This is a genomic window from Sphingomonas pituitosa NBRC 102491 (assembly GCF_001598435.1).
In the GTDB taxonomy this organism is placed as follows: Bacteria; Pseudomonadota; Alphaproteobacteria; order Sphingomonadales; family Sphingomonadaceae; genus Sphingomonas; species Sphingomonas pituitosa.
The window spans coordinates 225,017-240,783 of the sequence record NZ_BCYY01000001.1; the positions used below are offsets into that span (position 1 = coordinate 225,017).

Annotated in this window: 13 protein-coding genes; 5 read left to right on the forward strand and 8 right to left on the reverse strand. The window is 67.7% G+C overall.

Features of this window, described 5'->3' with window-relative positions; genetic code table 11:
• Positions 1 to 516: 516 nt before the first annotated feature.
• On the reverse strand, positions 517 to 732 hold the full coding sequence (locus SPI01S_RS01060) for a hypothetical protein (RefSeq protein WP_245653419.1): 216 nt from the start codon (positions 730 to 732) through the stop codon (positions 517 to 519).
• A gap of 117 nt (positions 733 to 849) precedes the next feature.
• On the opposite strand from SPI01S_RS01060, the gene SPI01S_RS01065 reads away from it, so the two are divergent.
• Positions 850 to 2,004: an aminotransferase gene (locus tag SPI01S_RS01065; protein ID WP_066716819.1), complete on the forward strand. Its 1,155-nt coding sequence runs from the start codon at positions 850 to 852 to the stop codon at positions 2,002 to 2,004.
• A gap of 4 nt (positions 2,005 to 2,008) precedes the next feature.
• Here the strand turns inward: SPI01S_RS01065 and mtnA are convergent, their stop codons facing one another.
• From mtnA to SPI01S_RS01085, 4 genes are read right to left on the reverse strand one after another with little or no spacing between them, the layout of a single operon-like run.
• Entirely contained in the window at positions 2,009 to 3,055 is a 1,047-nt protein-coding gene (gene mtnA, locus SPI01S_RS01070) for an S-methyl-5-thioribose-1-phosphate isomerase (protein ID WP_066716829.1), read from the reverse strand.
• Positions 3,052 to 3,684: an acireductone synthase gene (gene mtnC, locus SPI01S_RS01075; RefSeq protein WP_066716831.1), complete on the reverse strand. Its 633-nt coding sequence runs from the start codon at positions 3,682 to 3,684 to the stop codon at positions 3,052 to 3,054. The genes mtnA and mtnC overlap by 4 nt, the downstream gene beginning before the upstream one ends.
• Positions 3,685 to 3,705: 21 nt before the next feature.
• On the reverse strand, positions 3,706 to 4,263 hold the full coding sequence (locus SPI01S_RS01080; protein WP_084253195.1) for a 1,2-dihydroxy-3-keto-5-methylthiopentene dioxygenase: 558 nt from the start codon (positions 4,261 to 4,263) through the stop codon (positions 3,706 to 3,708).
• Positions 4,251 to 4,877, reverse strand: coding sequence for a methylthioribulose 1-phosphate dehydratase (locus tag SPI01S_RS01085; protein ID WP_066716834.1), 627 nt, complete (start codon positions 4,875 to 4,877; stop codon positions 4,251 to 4,253). Before SPI01S_RS01085 ends, SPI01S_RS01080 begins: the two co-directional genes overlap by 13 nt.
• Before the next feature lie 321 nt (positions 4,878 to 5,198).
• Here SPI01S_RS01085 and SPI01S_RS01090 point away from each other — a divergent pair, with 321 nt between their 5' ends.
• A complete protein-coding gene (locus SPI01S_RS01090; protein WP_084253196.1) occupies positions 5,199 to 5,861 on the forward strand; it encodes a murein L,D-transpeptidase catalytic domain family protein in 663 nt (220 codons plus the stop codon).
• A gap of 244 nt (positions 5,862 to 6,105) precedes the next feature.
• Positions 6,106 to 8,157 (forward strand): NAD(+) synthase, encoded by a 2,052-nt coding sequence (locus tag SPI01S_RS01095; protein WP_066716838.1) that lies wholly within the window; start codon positions 6,106 to 6,108, stop codon positions 8,155 to 8,157.
• A gap of 6 nt (positions 8,158 to 8,163) precedes the next feature.
• On the opposite strand, the gene SPI01S_RS01100 is transcribed toward SPI01S_RS01095, so the two are convergent.
• The 3 genes from SPI01S_RS01100 to fdhD all read right to left on the reverse strand — a co-directional run bounded on the left by SPI01S_RS01100 (position 8,164) and on the right by fdhD (position 11,115).
• Positions 8,164 to 9,765 (reverse strand): response regulator, encoded by a 1,602-nt coding sequence (locus tag SPI01S_RS01100; protein WP_066716841.1) that lies wholly within the window; start codon positions 9,763 to 9,765, stop codon positions 8,164 to 8,166.
• Between the two features lie 73 nt (positions 9,766 to 9,838).
• The gene (gene mobA, locus SPI01S_RS01105; protein ID WP_066716843.1) at positions 9,839 to 10,369 is read right to left on the reverse strand and encodes a molybdenum cofactor guanylyltransferase; all 531 of its coding nucleotides are present in this window, start codon (positions 10,367 to 10,369) and stop codon (positions 9,839 to 9,841) included.
• Positions 10,366 to 11,115, reverse strand: a complete 750-nt coding sequence (fdhD, locus tag SPI01S_RS01110; protein ID WP_066716845.1) for a formate dehydrogenase accessory sulfurtransferase FdhD — start codon at positions 11,113 to 11,115, stop codon at positions 10,366 to 10,368. Before fdhD ends, mobA begins: the two co-directional genes overlap by 4 nt.
• A gap of 66 nt (positions 11,116 to 11,181) precedes the next feature.
• On the opposite strand from fdhD, the gene SPI01S_RS01115 reads away from it, so the two are divergent.
• Both SPI01S_RS01115 and SPI01S_RS01120 read left to right on the forward strand, forming a co-directional pair.
• Complete coding sequence (locus SPI01S_RS01115) at positions 11,182 to 13,443, forward strand: FdhF/YdeP family oxidoreductase (RefSeq protein WP_066716846.1); 2,262 nt, start codon at positions 11,182 to 11,184, stop codon at positions 13,441 to 13,443.
• A gap of 103 nt (positions 13,444 to 13,546) precedes the next feature.
• Positions 13,547 to 15,766: a beta-glucosidase family protein gene (locus SPI01S_RS01120; protein WP_066716848.1), complete on the forward strand. Its 2,220-nt coding sequence runs from the start codon at positions 13,547 to 13,549 to the stop codon at positions 15,764 to 15,766.
• Position 15,767 lies beyond the last annotated feature (1 nt).

Genomic DNA, 15,767 nt, shown 5'->3' on the forward strand with positions numbered 1-15,767 from the left:
CTGGTCTTTCCGATACCTTTTGGCGCGCCCGAACGTGCTGGTGTCGATCGCGGCCTGCGCTGGGGCCGAACCGATCGCCGAAATGAAGGGAAGGGAAAGGATCACGCGCGTCCCGGGACTGCTGCCAGCCGCAGGACCATGGCGGCGGAAAGAGCCGCCGAGCTGCTGGCAATGGCAAGAAACCGATGACTCATGCGTATTCCCAATCCCGTTCCCGGTCTGTGGTTCATCGCATTATAGGAACGATCTCTTACCGATCGGTCACCGGGCGCAGAAACAAATCCCCCGTAGAACCGCGTAAAGGGCTACGGGAAAACACCAGCTTCAGCATGCAACCGGCGGCATCAAGGGGCGCCGATGTCCGGTAGACCTTCGCGCTAAGACGATAACGAAGGGGGTTGTACGTAGCGGCGCAGACGTTCTGCGCGCCATCGCACCGCGCTTCTGCCGCGCGGCGCGGAACAGCCAGCGTGGCAGCGGTCTCGCCGCCCCACGCTGCCAGACCGGATCGACAGGTTACTTGCGGTCCTTGCGACCGCCCTTCCAGTAAAGCAGCCCCGCGACGATCGCCGCCGAGCCGATGCCGATCGCGGCGCCCATGCCGATCTGGCGCGTGCTCGGCCCGCGCCGCCGCGCGGCGTCGGCCATCTCCTTGGCGACGGCCAGAGCCTCCCCTTCCCCTCCATGCGGCGCTTCGGCAATGGGATAGGGCGACTGCGATTCAGCGGGCACAGGCGGTTTCTTGCTCATCTTCTTCCTTCGACACACGCGGTCATCAACCGCCCTCACCATGCGGCGATTGCCCCTTGGCTTGCAAGGCGCATCCATCCTCCGCATTAGCGGTATGCGATGAACCCGATCTATTCTTCGATGGGCACCACCATCTTCGAAGCCATGTCCGCGCGCGCGCGGGCGAACGGCGCGATCAACCTCGGCCAGGGTTTTGCCGACGGCCGCGGGCCGGAGGCAGTGCTTGCGGCAGCAGCGGATGCCGTGCTGCAAAAGTCGAACCAATATCCGCCGATGGCAGGCCTGCCGGAGCTCCGCCAGGCGGTGGCGGACCATTATGCCCGGCACCAAGGACTGAACCTCGCCGCCGAGGAAGTGATCGTCACCTCGGGCGCCACCGAAGCGCTTGCCGCGACGCTGCTCGCGCTGATCGAGCCTGGCGACGAAGTGCTGTGCTTCCAGCCGCTCTACGACGCCTATGTACCGCTGATCCGCCGCGCAGGCGGCATACCGCGCTTCGTCCGGCTCAGCCCGCCCGAATGGCGGATCGAGCGCGCCGCGCTGGAGGCGGCGGTGACGGCGAAGATCCGGCTGATCCTGCTCAACAACCCGCTCAACCCCGCCGCCACGATGACCAGCGCCGAGGATCTCGCGATGCTCGCCGATTTCTGCGTGGCGCACGACCTCGTCGCCATCTGCGACGAGGTTTGGGAGCATGTCACCTTCGACGGTTTGCGCCATCTGCCGCTGATCGGCTTCCCCGGCATGCGCGAGCGCACCGTCAAGATCGGCAGCGCAGGCAAGATCTTCGCGCTCACCGGTTTCAAGGTCGGCTGGATGTGCGCGGCGCCGGCCATCGCCCGCGTAGTGGCCAAGGCACACCAGTTCCTTACTTTCACCACCCCGCCCAACCTGCAATGGGCGGTGGCCGAGGGACTGGCGACGCAGGATGGCTGGGTGCAGGACGCCCGTCACCGCTTCCAGGCAGGCCGCGACCGGCTCGCCACCGGCCTGCGCGCCGCAGGCTTCGCGGTACTGCCGAGCGCCGCCACCTACTTCCTCTCGGTCGACCTCGCCGCTTCGGGCCTGGCGATGGACGACGTCACCTTCAGCGAGCGTCTGGTGGATGAAGCGAAGGTCGCGACGATCCCCGTGTCCGCCTTCTACGCCGAGGACCCGGTGACCAACGTGGTCCGCTTCTGCTTCGTCAAGGAAGACGCGGTGCTCGACGAGGCAATCGTGCGGGTGAAGGCGTGGCGCGAGCGCGTGGCCTGACGCTTCAGATGCAGTCGAGCACCCCGCGCTCGGTGATGTAGCCCGTGACCAGCCGCGCCGGCGTCACGTCGAACGCGGGGTTGAGCGCGGGCGAATCCGTCACTCGGATCGTCGCGAGGCGGCCGGTCTCGTCCGGCCCCGTCAGCCGCGTCACTTCCTCGGCCGCGCGCGCCTCGATCGGGATGTCGGCGCCGCTCGTGGTCGCCGGATCGAAGGTCGTGTTGGGCAGCGCGACATAGAAGGGCACGCCATTGTCGCGCGCCGCCAGCGCCTTGAGATAGGTGCCAATCTTGTTGCAGACGTCGCCATTGGCGGTCACCCGGTCGGTCCCGACGATCACCGCGTCCACCTGGCCCTGCATCATCAACAACCCGCCGGCATTGTCGGCTATCACGGTGTGCGGCACGCCGTGGTTGCGCAGTTCGAACGCGGTTAGGAGGGCGCCCTGGTTGCGGGGGCGGGTCTCGTCTACCCAGACGTGGATCGGAATGCCCCCGTCATGGGCGAGGTAGATGGGTGCGGTGGCGGTGCCATAGTCCACCGTCGCCAGCCAGCCGGCGTTGCAGTGGGTGAGGATGTTGAGCGGCCGCCCCGGGTTTTGCGCGTGCAGGTCGCGCAGCAACGCCAGGCCATGCTCGCCGATCGCACGGCAGAGCGCCGCATCCTCGTCGCAGATCGCATCGGCGCGGGCGAAGGCAGCGTCGGCACGCGACGCCTCCGGCAGGTCCTGGACGGCAGCGCGCACCTGATCGAGCGCCCAGCGCAGGTTGATCGCGGTGGGCCGGGTCTCGAGCAGCGTCGCATAGGCCGCATCGAGCGCCGCATCGCCCGCATCCGCCGCCAGCGCCATGGCGAGCCCATAGGCAGCCGTCGCGCCGATCATCGGCGCACCGCGGGTCCACATCTCGCGAATGGCGACCGCTGCGGCATCCAGATCGCGCAGTTCGACCCAGCGGATTTCCCACGGAAGCTGCCGCTGGTCGAGAATGCGGATCCCCTGCCCATCGGCGGTACGGGCGATCGAGCGGGTGGGCCGGCCTTCGAGGATCACAGGCGAATCTCCGCGAGCGAGTGAATGTCGGCAGGTCCGCCCTTGCGATCGATCAGCAGGGCGCCCAGCCCTGCCGCGCGCGCCGCATCAACCTCTGCCCGGACATCCGATACGAACAGGATTTCCTTGGCATCGAAACCGGTTGCGGCCGATATCTTGGCATAGCTGTCAGCTTCGCGCTTCGGACCCGTGGTGGTGTCGAAATAGCCGGAGAGCATCGGGGTAAGGTCGCCGGCCACCGAGTGGCCGAAGATCAGCTTCTGCGCCGCCACCGATCCCGAGGAATAGATGTAGATCGCCACCCCGGCGGTATACCAGCGATGCAGCGCCTCCGGCGTGTCGGGATAGACATGGCCCTGCAGCGTACCATCCGCATAGCCCCGCGCCCACACGAGCCCCTGCAGCGTCTTGAGCGGGGTGGCCTTGCGATCCTCGGCGATCCAGTCGAGCAATGTCGCCACCTTGTCCTCGCCCGGCACATCGGCGAGGATCGGCGCCACCGCCTCCGAATGATCCGCAATATAGTCAGCCAAGTGATTGGCTGCATAAGGAAAAAGCACATCAGCCACGAACGCGATGCTGCTTGTGGTCCCCTCGATGTCGAGCAGGACGGCCTTGGGCTGGGTCATGGTGTCTCTCGGTGCGCCGCGTCAGGCGGTGACGGGCTCGTGGCGCGGAAAGCGATCGGCGATGGTGTCGCCGGTGAACTGCGCGATCCAGCCGTCCGGGTTGGTGAAGAGCCGAATCGCGGTGAAGCGCGGGCGCGGCCCCATGTCGAACCAGTGGGGCGTGCCGGCCGGCACCGAGATCAGGTCGCCTGCACAACAAAGAACAGCATAGACGCGATCATTAAGATGCAGTGTGAAGAGCCCCTCCCCTTCTACGAAGAAGCGCACCTCATCCTCGGCATGGCGATGTTCCGACAGGAATTTGGTTCGCAGCGCCTCCTTTTCGGGATGATCGGGGACCATCCGGATCACGTCGACCGAGCCATAGCCCTGCTCGGCCTTCAGCCGCGCCACTTCCGGCGCGAAGGCGGCAAGCACGGCGTCCTGATCGGCATCGGCGGCGATCGCACGCGACGGCCAGCGTTCGAAGCGCACGCCGCGCATCGCCAGCTCCTCGGCGATCGTGATCGGGTCGGCGGTTTCGAGCAGCGGCGTCGCGCCGTTCTCGGCGAAGATACGAAGTCTGCTCATCGTGCCCATGCCTGCCTGAAACCGGCTTCGGCGAGCTCGGCGGCGATCATCCATTCGGTCGCCTCCAGCACGCGCTCGGCCTCGTCCACATCCTTGCCCCAGGCATAGAGCCCGTGGCTGCGGATCAGATACGCCGGAATGGCCCCGGGCGCCAGCAGCGCCGGGCGGATCGCGGCTTCGATGACCGCCATGTCCTGGCTGTTCTCGACGATCGGCAGTTGCACTTCGGCTTGATGCGTCGCGTGGCCGGGATAGGCCTTGAGCATCTCGTGCCCGGCCAGCGTCCAGGCGGCGGCATCGGTCGCGCGGCTGAGCCCCACCGCCTGCGGCGAATGGCCATGCAGCACCGCCCCCACTTCCGGGAACAGGCGGTAGATCGCCAGATGGAGGTCGGTTTCGGCCGAAGGCTTGCCCGCGGTGAGCGGTTGCCCGTCCAGGTCCACCCGCATGATGCCGTCGCCGGCCAGCCGCCCCTTGTGCCGGCCCGAGACGGTCAGCGCGATGCTGCCATCGTCCAGCCGCGCCGAATAGTTGCCGGACGTGGCAGGCGCCCAGCCGCGCGCGTCGAGGCGCCTGCCGGCCTCGATCAGCGCCGCGACGGCCTGTTCATAGGACATGGTCATGCGCGCGCCTCTAGCGCTTCGCACGCCGCGCGCGACACCAAATTTTTCCGCATGGCAGAGAAGCAAAGGATGTGCCCTGCACCGCCCCCGCGATTCGCAATCGTGAAGACCGCCCGTCCCGAAACGACATGACACCTCGGCGAACCGGGCAGCAGGTGCGCCGAAACGCACCATAACCGGGCAGAACCGGGACCATCGTTAACGCTGCTTCTGCTATACGGTTTCCGGGCAATGACAGAAATTTGCGGGCGCAGAACAAAGATCATGGATTCGAACGCTTCGGTACAATCGCGTCGAGCTTTGCTTAAATCGGCGCTGGTAATGGCGAGTGGCGCGGCCGTTTCGGCCTGCGCCTCACGCACGATCGGGACCACGCTGGCCGCCGCGCCGCCGCCACCGCGCATTCAGCCTGCCCCGGTCGCCTCGCTGACCCCGGCACCGAAGGTTGCCGCCCAGGCGCGGATCGTGCCGGCAGGCATCCGACCCGAACTGTTCAAGCGCGCGACTGCGGCGCTGGATCGCCACTCCATGCATGTCGACACGCATGACCGGATCGCCATCGCCGACTTCTCGCTGCCCTCGTCGCAGCCGCGCTTCTTCCTGGTCAACATGGGCACCGGCGAAGTCGAGCCGCTGCTCGTCGCGCACGGCATCGGCTCCGATCCCGGGCATACGGGCGTGCTCCAGCGCTTCTCGAACCAGATCAACTCGGAGGCGACCTGCGAGGGCGCGTTCCTCACCGCCGATTATTATGTCGGCAAGCATGGGGATTCGCAGCGCCTGATCGGACTGGATCCCACCAACAACAACGCGCTTGCCCGCGCCATCGTGGTCCACTCGGCCTGGTACGCCAACCCGGACATGGTTTCCAAGCACGGCAAGCTGGGCCGCAGCCAGGGCTGCTTCGCGGTCGGCGAACGGCAGCTGGCCAAGGTGTTCGACCGCCTCGGCCCCGGCCGCCTGATCTACGCGACCAAGGCGTAAACGCGCCTTAGTCCGCCCCTCCTGGGAGCGTCAGGTGGACCGCGCCCCGCGCGGTTCAGGTCATGCCGGGGGCATGACCGACCTGACGCTGGGTTGGGGTGTGGCCGTAGCGCACCGACACGGGCGGAGATCCCGGATCCCGCCACCCCGCCCCTCCGTCCAGGAGGAGGAGCTTGACGGTTTCCCCGGATACATCGGGCCCTCTCGGGGTTGGCAGGCCATGGTCCTCGACATAGGAACAGGCATGGCCGATCCACACCCGTTCTTCGCCCTCCATCGCCACGGCATGATCCGTGCGGGCGTCTGCACGCCCGTCGGCACCGTCGCCGATCCCGCCGCCAATGCCCGCGCGACGATCGCGCTGGCACGCCAGGGCGATGCCGCCGGCGCGGACATCCTGGTCTTCCCGGAACTCAACGTCACCAGCTACGCGATCGACGACCTGCACCTGCAGGATGCGATCCTGGCCTCCACGCTGGCGGGCATCGCCGCCATCGTCGAGGCGAGCCGCGACCTGAAGCCGGTGCTGCTGGTCGGCGCCGCGCTGCAACGGAACGGAAGGCTCTACAACTGCGCCGTCGCCATCGCCCGCGGCCGCATTCTGGGCGTAGTGCCGAAGACCTATCTGCCCAATTACCGCGAATATTACGAGAAGCGCTGGTTCGCTTCGGGTTCGGGCCTGCGCGATCTCAGCATCACGGTTGCCGGGCAGACGGTGCCCTTCGGCCCCGATCTGCTGTTCGCCGCCGAGGACCTGGCGGACTTTGTCTTCCATATCGAGATCTGTGAGGATTACTGGGCACCGCAGCCCCCCTCCACCGAAGGGGCGATGGCCGGCGCGCTGGTGCTGTGCAACCTTTCCGCCTCGAACATCGTGATCGGCAAGGGCCGCGAGCGCGAACTGCTTTGCGCGTCGCAGAGTTCGCGGACGATCTCGGCCTATCTCTATTCCGCTTCCGGGCCCGGCGAGAGCACCACCGATCTCGCCTGGGACGGCCAGGGCCTGATCTATGAGTTCGGCGAGAAGCTGGCCGGCTCGCAGCGCTTCGAGCTGGCCGACGCGATCACCTATGCCGATCTCGACCTCGAGCGGCTGCGGCTGGAGCGGATGCGCGACGGCACGTTCAACGACAATGCCCGCAACGCCGGCATGCCCGAGACGCGCTTTCGCCGGATTGCCTTTGCGCACCAGCCCGATTTCGCCGATCGCGGCCTGATGCGGCCGCTGCGCCGCTTCCCCTTCGTGCCCAATACGCCGGCAGCGCTGGAAGAGGATTGCTACGAGGCGTTCAACATCCAGGTGGAAGGCCTGCGCCAGCGCCTCGCCTCGACCAAGAGCAAGACGCTCGTCATCGGCATCTCGGGCGGGCTCGATTCCACCCATGCGCTGATCGTCGCCGCCAAGGCGATGGACCGGCTGGGCCGTCCGCGCACCGACATTCTCGGCTACACCATGCCCGGCTTCGCGACGAGCGAGGGCACCAGGTCCAACGCCTGGGCGCTGATGCGCGCGATCGGCATCACCGCCGCCGAGATCGACATTCGGCCGACCGCGCGGCAGATGCTCGCCGATATCGGTCACCCGTTCGCCAGCGGCGAGCCGGTGTATGACGTGACGTTCGAGAACGTCCAGGCGGGCCTGCGCACCGATTACCTGTTCCGCCTGGCCAATCGCAACAGCGGCTTCGTGCTCGGCACCGGCGATCTTTCGGAGCTCGCGCTGGGCTGGTCCACCTACGGCGTCGGCGACCAGATGAGCCATTACGGCGTCAATGCCGGTGTGCCGAAGACGCTGATCCAGTATCTGATCCGCTGGAGCTTGGAGAGCGGGCAGTTCGACGGCGAGGCCGCGACGGTGCTGCTCTCGATCCTCGATACCGAGATTTCGCCCGAACTCGTCCCGGCCGATGCCGACGGCAAGATGCAGAGCACGCAGGACCGGATCGGCCCGTACGAACTGCACGATTTCTTCCTGCACCACATCGCGCGCTTCGGGCTCAAGCCGTCCAAGGTGGCGTTCCTCGCCTGGCACGCGTGGAAGGATGCCGAGGCGGGGCTGTGGCCGATCGGCTTCCCGGCGGAAGGGCGCAACGCGTACGCGCTGGAGACGATTGCGAAGTGGCTGGAAACCTTCCTGTTCCGCTTCTTCCAGATCAGCCAGTTCAAGCGCTCGGCGCTTCCCAACGGGCCGAAGGTTTCGGGCGCTGCCGCGCTCAGCCCCCGCGGGGACTGGCGCGCGCCGTCGGACAGCGTCGCGACCGCCTGGATCGAGGAACTACGCGCCGCCCTGCCCTGAGCGCGCTCAGCGGCGGGCGACCGCGCGGATCCTGCGCAGCAGTTCCTGCGATTCGAACGGCTTGCGCAGCACGGTGACGTTGGGCGTGGCGATCGCGTCCAGCTTGTTCGAATCCGCGAAGCCGGTGATGAGGATCACCGGCAGCTGCGGATCGGAGGCCGCGACCTGGGTCGCGACTTCGCTGCCGCTCAGCTCGGGCATGGCGAAATCGACGACCAGCGCGTCGAAGCGCCTGGTCTGCACCAGCGCCACGCCGGCGCTCCCGTCGGCGGCTTCCTCCACCGTCGCGCCCGCGGTCCGCAGCATTTCGGCGAGCGACGCGCGGACATGGGGATCGTCATCCACCAGCGCGATCGTCTTGCCCGCCAGGCTGACGCGTTCGTCACGAGCGGCATCGTCCTGCACGTCGCGGCGCGGCTCCATCGTCGCGAGCGGCAGCAGCAGGGTGATCTCGGTGCCCTGGCCGGGTGTGCTGTCGATCAGCAAGGTGCCGCCCGATTGGCGCAGCACGCCGAACGCCATCGAAAGCCCCATGCCGGTGCCCCGGCCGACGCCCTTGGTGGAGAAGAACGGCTCCACCGCGCGCGCCGCCACCTCCGGCGGCATGCCCAGGCCCGTGTCGGCGACCCGCAGCGCCACATAGTCGCCCATCGGGAGCTCGGGTGCGACCTTGCCGCTGCGCAGCTCCGCCGAAATCGTCAGCACGCCGCCTTCCGGCATCGCATCGCGGGCGTTGAACGCAAGGTTCAGTACCGCCAGCTCGAGCTGCAACGCATCGGTCTGGACGTTCCACACCGGGTCGATCCGGTCGATGCGGACGCGGCTGAGCGGCGCGACGGCGCGCTCGACCAGTCCCGCCATGCCGTCGATCAGTTCCGCCAGCCGCACCGACTTCACGTCCAGCCGCTGCTTGCTCGAAAAGGCGAGAAGCTGGCCGGTGAGCTGGCGCCCGCGCTCTACCGCATCGAGCGCGCTGGACGTCCAGCGGATGACGCGATCGGCATCGTCGGGCTTGCGGGCGACCAGCTCCAGATTTCCCGCGATCGCCTGCAGCAGGTTATTGAAATCATGCGCTATTCCACCAGTGAGCTGCCCTACCGCCTCCAGCTTCTGCGCCTGCAGCAGCGCCGCTTCGACATTCTCGCGCTGGGCCACCTCGGTCTTGAGCTCGGCAAGGGCGGCGTCGCGCTCGGCGACCATCGCGGCGAGCTCGCCATTGGCTTCCTTGAGCTTTTCCGACGAGGGGATGCGCACCAGCAGCGGCAGCAACGGCCAGAGCAGCGCCGCCGTCGTCACCGATGCGACCGCCGTGGCCAGCTTGATCACCGCCTCCAGCCCGTAGAGCGGATAGAACAAGGTGACCACGCCCATCACATGGGTCATCCCGCAGGCGAGGATGAACAGCGCGAAGCACCAGAACACCCAGCCGAAGGCAAGATCCCTGCGACTGCGCACCAGCGCCACCAGCGCGATCGGAATGGAGAAATAGGCCAGCGCGATCAGCGTGTCGGCGATGACATGGGTCCACAGCAACTGCGGCTGCCACAAGAGGCAATAGCCGTGCGGCGAGTAATTGCCGCTCCAGAAGGCTGCAAACAGGCTTTCCATCCGTCCCCCTGCCGCCGGCCGCTAGCCGACAGAAAATTACGCTTTCACTAGCCCATGCGAATGAGAAGCGGAACTAAGGAAAAAACCCGGTAAGGCCCGAAAGATCGTCGGGAGAGTTGATGTTCGCGATCGGCGGCGCCCAATCGATTGCCGCAGCGCCGGCATGGGCCGCCCACGCCTGCATCGATGCGCGCGCGCCCGCCGCGAAATAGGCGTCGCACACCGGGGCAAGCACTGCTTCCCAGATGCCCAGCACGGGCAGTTGCGCGACGAAACACGACCCCGCGCTCCCCGCCAGCCTTGCCAGCAGCGCCTGCGGCAACAACGGGGTGTCGCACGGTGCCAGCAGCACGCGCGCCGCGCCCCGCGATGCCGCCGCGTGCAGCGCCGCGTTGAGCCCGCCGAGCGGCCCCAGCCCGCCCCGCGGCCGATCCGGCACGCCGCCCTCGCCGGACCGCCCGCACAGGATCAAGCCGTCGCAATGGGGCGCAAGCTGCGCTGCCACATGGTCGATCAGCGCGCGGCCGTCGAAGCGGGCCAGCGCCTTGTCCGATCCGAAACGGCGGGCCTCCCCGCCCGCCAGAATGGCGCCCAGCGGCTTCATGGGACCAGCTGCAACAAGGCGTCGGACCGCACCAGCGCGGCGAGGCGCAGCCCGGCCCCGCGTGCCCGCTCCGCCGCCAGCGCCGTCGGTGCCGAGATCGCGGCGAGCAGCGGGCAGCCGGCAAGCACCGCCTTTTCCACCAGTTCGAACGAGCAGCGCGCGCTGATCAACGCAAACCCCCCGTCCCAGCCCAGCCGCTGCCGCGCCATCGCCCCCACCAGCTTGTCGAAGGCGTTGTGACGGCCGACGTCCTCACGCACCAGGCGGATGTCTCCATCCGCCGAGCAGAGCGCCGCTGCATGGGCCGCGCCCGTCGCGCGATTGAGCGGCTGGTGGTCGCGCAGCGCCCCGGCGGCCCGGAAGATCGCCGCAGGGGTCGCGATGCTCTCCACCTGCACCGTCGGCAGCGGTCGCAATGCCGCTTCCAGATTGTCGATACCGCACAAGCCGCAGCTGGAATCCGTCGTCCGATGGCGCACGCGCTCGATCACGGTTGCCGGGTCGGCGAGCGTCACCCGCAGCACCACGCCGCGCTCGACCTGGTGGCTATCTACCTCGACCGCCTCCCCCAGCCGCTCCGCCGCGACGAACCCGGTCGCGAAATCCTCCAGGTCGGTGGGCGTCGCCATCATCACGGCATAGCCCAAACCGTTGATTTCGATGGCGACCGGCACTTCCGCGATCAGGCTGCGTTGAAGCCGGGTCTCCGACCCGTCGGGCGTCACGCGATCGAACCAAATTTCCATGGGTTCAGGATAGGCGGGCGACTTTCGCGGGTATAGGGAAAAGGCAAGGTTTGAAGGAGCGTGGCGATGGCCCGGGCGAAAGACGGAACGATCCATTATGCAGGGGCCGAAGGCGGCTGGGGCTCGATGCGCGGCATGGCGCTCGTCGCCGGCGCCGAGCGCCCGAGCGCCGACGCGCTGAAGACGCTCGCCCGCCAGAACAAGCCCGGCGGCATGATGTGCACCTCCTGCGCCTGGACCAAGCCGGCCAAGCCGCACATGTTCGAATTCTGCGAGAACGGCGCCAAGGCGACCCTGTGGGACCTCACCACCCGCCGCGCGACGCCCGAGTTCTTCGCCCAGCACACCCTCACCGAGCTGAAGGGCTGGAGCGACTACGATCTCGAACAGGCCGGCCGCCTGACCAATCCGATGCGCTACGACCGCGCGACCGACAAATACCTCCCCTGCACCTGGGACGAAGCCTATCACGCGATCGGCAAGAAGCTGCGCGGCTATGATCCCAAGCGCACGATCTTCTACGCATCGGGCAAGGCCAGCCTGGAGACAAGCTATGCCTGGGCGCTGTTCGCCCGGCTGTACGGCCACAACAACCTGCCCGACAGTTCGAACATGTGCCACGAGACGACCTCGGTCGCGCTCAAGTCGACCATCGGGGCGCCGGTGGGCACCTGCCTGCTCGAGGATTTCGAGCATTGCGACGCGATCTTCTTCTTCGGCCAGAACACCGGCACCAACAGCCCGCGCTTCATCCACACGCTGACCGCGGCGCGGAAGCGCGGCGCCAAGATCGTGACGTTCAACCCGATCCGCGAAAAGGGCCTGCTCGAGTTCCGCAACCCGCAGAGCATCCAGATGGTCACCGGCGGCAAGACCAAGATTTCGGACCAATATTACCAGCTGAAGCCGGGTAGCGACATCTCCGCCATGCTCGGCATCGCCAAGCATGTGCTGGCCGAGGAGGATCGCCGCGGCGGCGTGCTCGATCATGCCTTCATCGCCGAACACACGCATGGCTTCGAAGCCTTCGCCGAGAAGGTACGCGCCACCAGCTGGGAAACGATCGAGGCCGAGACCGGTCTGCCACGCGCCGACCTGATCGCCGCGGCGGAGGTATATATCGGTGCCGAGAGCGCGATCGGCATCTGGGGCATGGGCCTCACCCAGCATGTCGGTGGCTATGACAATGTCGCGGGCGTGGTGAACCTGATGCTGCTGCGCGGGAATATCGGCCGGCTGGGCGCGGGCGTCTCGCCGGTGCGCGGCCATTCGAACGTGCAGGGCCAGCGCACCGTCGGCATTTCGGAAAAGCCGGAACTGGTGCCGCTCGACCAGTTGTCCGAGCAGTACGGCTTCCAGCCGCCGCGCGACGAGGGGCACACCACGGTCACCGCGTGCGAGGCGATCGCCAAGGGCGAGATCGACGCATTCCTGGGCCTGGGCGGCAATTTCCTGCGCGCCATTCCTGACCATCGCGTGATGGAGAAGGCATGGACCGGCATGGGCCTCACCGTCCAGATCGCCACCAAGCTCAATCGCGGCCATCTGTTCTGCGGCGACACCGCCTATCTGCTCCCCACCCTCGTCCGCTCCGAGCGCGACGTGCGCGACGGCAGCCCGCAGGTGGTGACGATGGAGGACAGTCTCAGCTGCATCCACGGCTCGATCGGCGAGGCCAAGCCTGCCTCCCCGCACCTCCAGCCCGAGATGGCGATCGTCGCCGGGATCGCCGAGGCAACGCTCGATCCGAACCCCTATGTCCCCTGGGATGCCTGGGCAAACGACTATGCGCTGGTCCGCGACGCGATCGAGACGACCTATCCGGACAAGTTCAAGGACTTCAACCAGCGGCTGTTCACGCCGGGGGGCTTCTTCAAGGGCAACAGCGCCCGCGACCGCAACTGGCAGACCAAGAGCGGCAAGGCCGAGTTCACCGTGCCGGCGCACCTCAACGCCACCGGCTTCGCCGATGCGGACGGCGTGTACCGGCTGATGACGCTGCGTTCTAACGACCAGTTCAACACCACCGTCTACGGCTATTCGGACCGCCTGCGCGGCATCGAGGGCAAGCGCGACGTGCTGCTGATCAGCCCTAAGGAGATGGCGCGCGCGGGCCTGAAGGAAGGCCAGCGGGTGACGCTGGTAGGCGACGAATCGGACGGCGTCGACCGCAGGGTCGAGGGGCTGGAGGTCCTGCCCTTCAACCTGCCCGAAGGCTGTGTCGCCGGCTATTATCCGGAGCTCAACCCGCTGATCGCGCTGCGCCATCACGACAGCGCCTCCAAGACGCCGGCGGCGAAATCGGTGCCCGTGCGCATCCGCGCCTGATATAGAAGCCGGGCAACAAACACGGTCGCCGGCTCTTGTCGGAGGCCGCGCTTGTGCTTAGGCGACGACAACGTTGACAAACGATCCGGGAGGAGAGGACGACATGAAGCGACGTACCCTGGCCCTTGCCGCGCCGCTGCTGGCGCTGGCCGCAACCACCGCCATCACCGCACCCGCGCTGGCCCAGCAGCAGGCATCGCGCCCCTGGACCAACGCCAAGCTTTCGCCCGATGCCCGCGCCAAGGCGATCCTCGCGCAGATGACCGAGGACGAGAAGCTGACGCTGGTGTTCGGCCTGTTCGGCACCGATTTCGCGCCGAAGAACTTCAAGACGCCGGCAGAGGCGCGCCCCGGCTCGGCCGGCTACATTCCCGCCATTCCGCGCCTCGGCATCCCCGCCCAGTGGCAGACCGATGCCGGCGTCGGCGTTGCGACGCAGGGCAGCGCGGTGAACAAGCGCGGTCGCACCTCGCTTCCCTCGGGCATCGCCACCGCCGCGACCTGGGATCCGGCGCTTGCCTTCAAGGGCGGCGCGATGATCGGCGCGGAAGCGCGCGCCTCGGGCTTCAACGTGATGCTCGCGGGCGGGGTGAACCTGCTGCGCGAGCCGCGCAACGGCCGCAACTTCGAATATGGCGGCGAGGATCCGCTGCTCGCCGGCACGATCGTCGGCGCGCAGATGGCGGGCATCCAGTCGAACCACATCATCTCCACCGTCAAACACTATGCGATCAACGACCAGGAGACCGATCGCAACAAGATGGACGCGGTGCTCGATCGCACCGCGGCGCGGATGAGCGACCTGCTGGCCTTCAACATCGCCATCGAAAAGGGTGATCCCGGCTCGGTGATGTGCAGCTACAACAAGGTCGACGGGCTCTGGGCCTGCGAACAGCCCTGGCTGCTCACCGACGTGCTGCGCCGCGACTGGGGCTGGAAGGGCTTCGTGATGTCGGACTGGGGCGCCACCCACTCCACCGTCGCCGCCGCCAATGCCGGCCTGGAGCAGGAATCGGGCTGGCCGTTCGACGAGCAGCCCTATTTCCGCGAGCCGCTCAAGGCCGCGATCGTCAAGGGCGAAGTGAGCAAGGCGCGCCTCGACGAGATGGCGCACCGGATCCTCCGCTCGATGTTCGCGCACGGCCTGTTCGATCACCCGATCACCGCCGCACCGCTCGATCTCGCCCCGGCGATGCTGAAGGCGCATGCCGACGTCACCCGCGCCGATGCAGAGGCGGGCATCGTCCTCCTTCAGAACAAGGGCGACGTGCTGCCGCTGGCAGCCACCGCCAAGCGAATCGTCGTGATCGGCGGCCATGCCGACAAGGGCGTGCTGGCGGGCGGCGGCTCGTCGCTGGTCTATCCGGTCGGCGGCAATGCGGTACCGGGGCTCGAGCCGAAGATCTGGCCTGGCCCGGTGATGTACCACCCCTCCTCGCCGGTGGAGGCGCTGCGCCGCCAGCTGCCGGGCGCGCAGATCAGCTATGTCGACGGCACCAATCCCGCCGCCGCAGCCGCTGCGGCGAAGCAGGCCGACATCGCCGTCGTCTTCGCCACCCAGTGGGCGGGCGAGGCGTTCGACGTGTCGCTGAGCCTCACCGACAACCAGGACGCGCTGATCGACGCGGTCGCAGGCGCCAATGCCAAGACGGTGGTCGTGCTGGAAACCGGCGGGCCGGTGCTCACCCCCTGGGCGGACAAGACCGCCGCGATCCTCGAGGCCTGGTATCCGGGCACGGCCGGCGGCGAAGCGATCGCCAACGTGCTGACCGGCAAGGTGAACCCCTCGGGCCACCTGCCCGCCAGCTTCCCGCGCAGCGTATCGCAGCTGCCCAAGCCGAGCGCCCCGAACGAGGGCGAGACCCGCTACACCGAAGGCGCGGCGGTCGGCTACAAATGGTATGACGCGAAGGGCGACAAGCCGCAGTTCGCGTTCGGCCATGGCCTGTCCTACACCCGCTTCGCCTATTCGGGCCTGAAGGCCACCGCGCCCAAGGGCCAGGTGACCGTCAGCTTCACGCTCCGCAACACCGGCAAGCGCGCCGGCGCGGACGTGGCGCAGGTCTATGTCTCGGGCGCGGGCTGGGAAGCGCCGAAGCGGCTGGGTGCGTTCCAGAAGGTGTCGCTGGCACCGGGTGCCTCGAAGACCGTCTCGGTCACCGTCGATCCGCGCCTGCTCGCGGTGTTCGACGGCGCGGGGCACCAGTGGAAGATCGCCGGCGGCAGCTACAAGGTGCTGCTCGGCCAGTCGGCCGAGGACATCGTCGCCACCACCACCGTCACCCTGCCCGCGCGCACGCTGCCGGTGAGCTGGCACCCCTGAT

Bases quoted from the DNA above. Each gene is read 5' to 3' on its own strand.
- SPI01S_RS01065 (WP_066716819.1), top strand. From the start codon at position 850: ATGAACCCGATCTATTCTTCGATGGGCACCACCATCTTCGAAGCCATG.
- mtnC (WP_066716831.1), bottom strand. From the start codon at position 3,684: ATGACCCAGCCCAAGGCCGTCCTGCTCGACATCGAGGGGACCACAAGC.
- SPI01S_RS01080 (WP_084253195.1), bottom strand. From the start codon at position 4,263: ATGGGCACGATGAGCAGACTTCGTATCTTCGCCGAGAACGGCGCGACG.
- SPI01S_RS01085 (WP_066716834.1), bottom strand. From the start codon at position 4,877: ATGACCATGTCCTATGAACAGGCCGTCGCGGCGCTGATCGAGGCCGGC.
- SPI01S_RS01090 (WP_084253196.1), top strand. From the start codon at position 5,199: ATGGCGAGTGGCGCGGCCGTTTCGGCCTGCGCCTCACGCACGATCGGG.
- SPI01S_RS01095 (WP_066716838.1), top strand. From the start codon at position 6,106: ATGGCCGATCCACACCCGTTCTTCGCCCTCCATCGCCACGGCATGATC.
- SPI01S_RS01100 (WP_066716841.1), bottom strand. From the start codon at position 9,765: ATGGAAAGCCTGTTTGCAGCCTTCTGGAGCGGCAATTACTCGCCGCAC.
- mobA (WP_066716843.1), bottom strand. From the start codon at position 10,369: ATGAAGCCGCTGGGCGCCATTCTGGCGGGCGGGGAGGCCCGCCGTTTC.
- fdhD (WP_066716845.1), bottom strand. From the start codon at position 11,115: ATGGAAATTTGGTTCGATCGCGTGACGCCCGACGGGTCGGAGACCCGG.
- SPI01S_RS01115 (WP_066716846.1), top strand. From the start codon at position 11,182: ATGGCCCGGGCGAAAGACGGAACGATCCATTATGCAGGGGCCGAAGGC.
- SPI01S_RS01120 (WP_066716848.1), top strand. From the start codon at position 13,547: ATGAAGCGACGTACCCTGGCCCTTGCCGCGCCGCTGCTGGCGCTGGCC.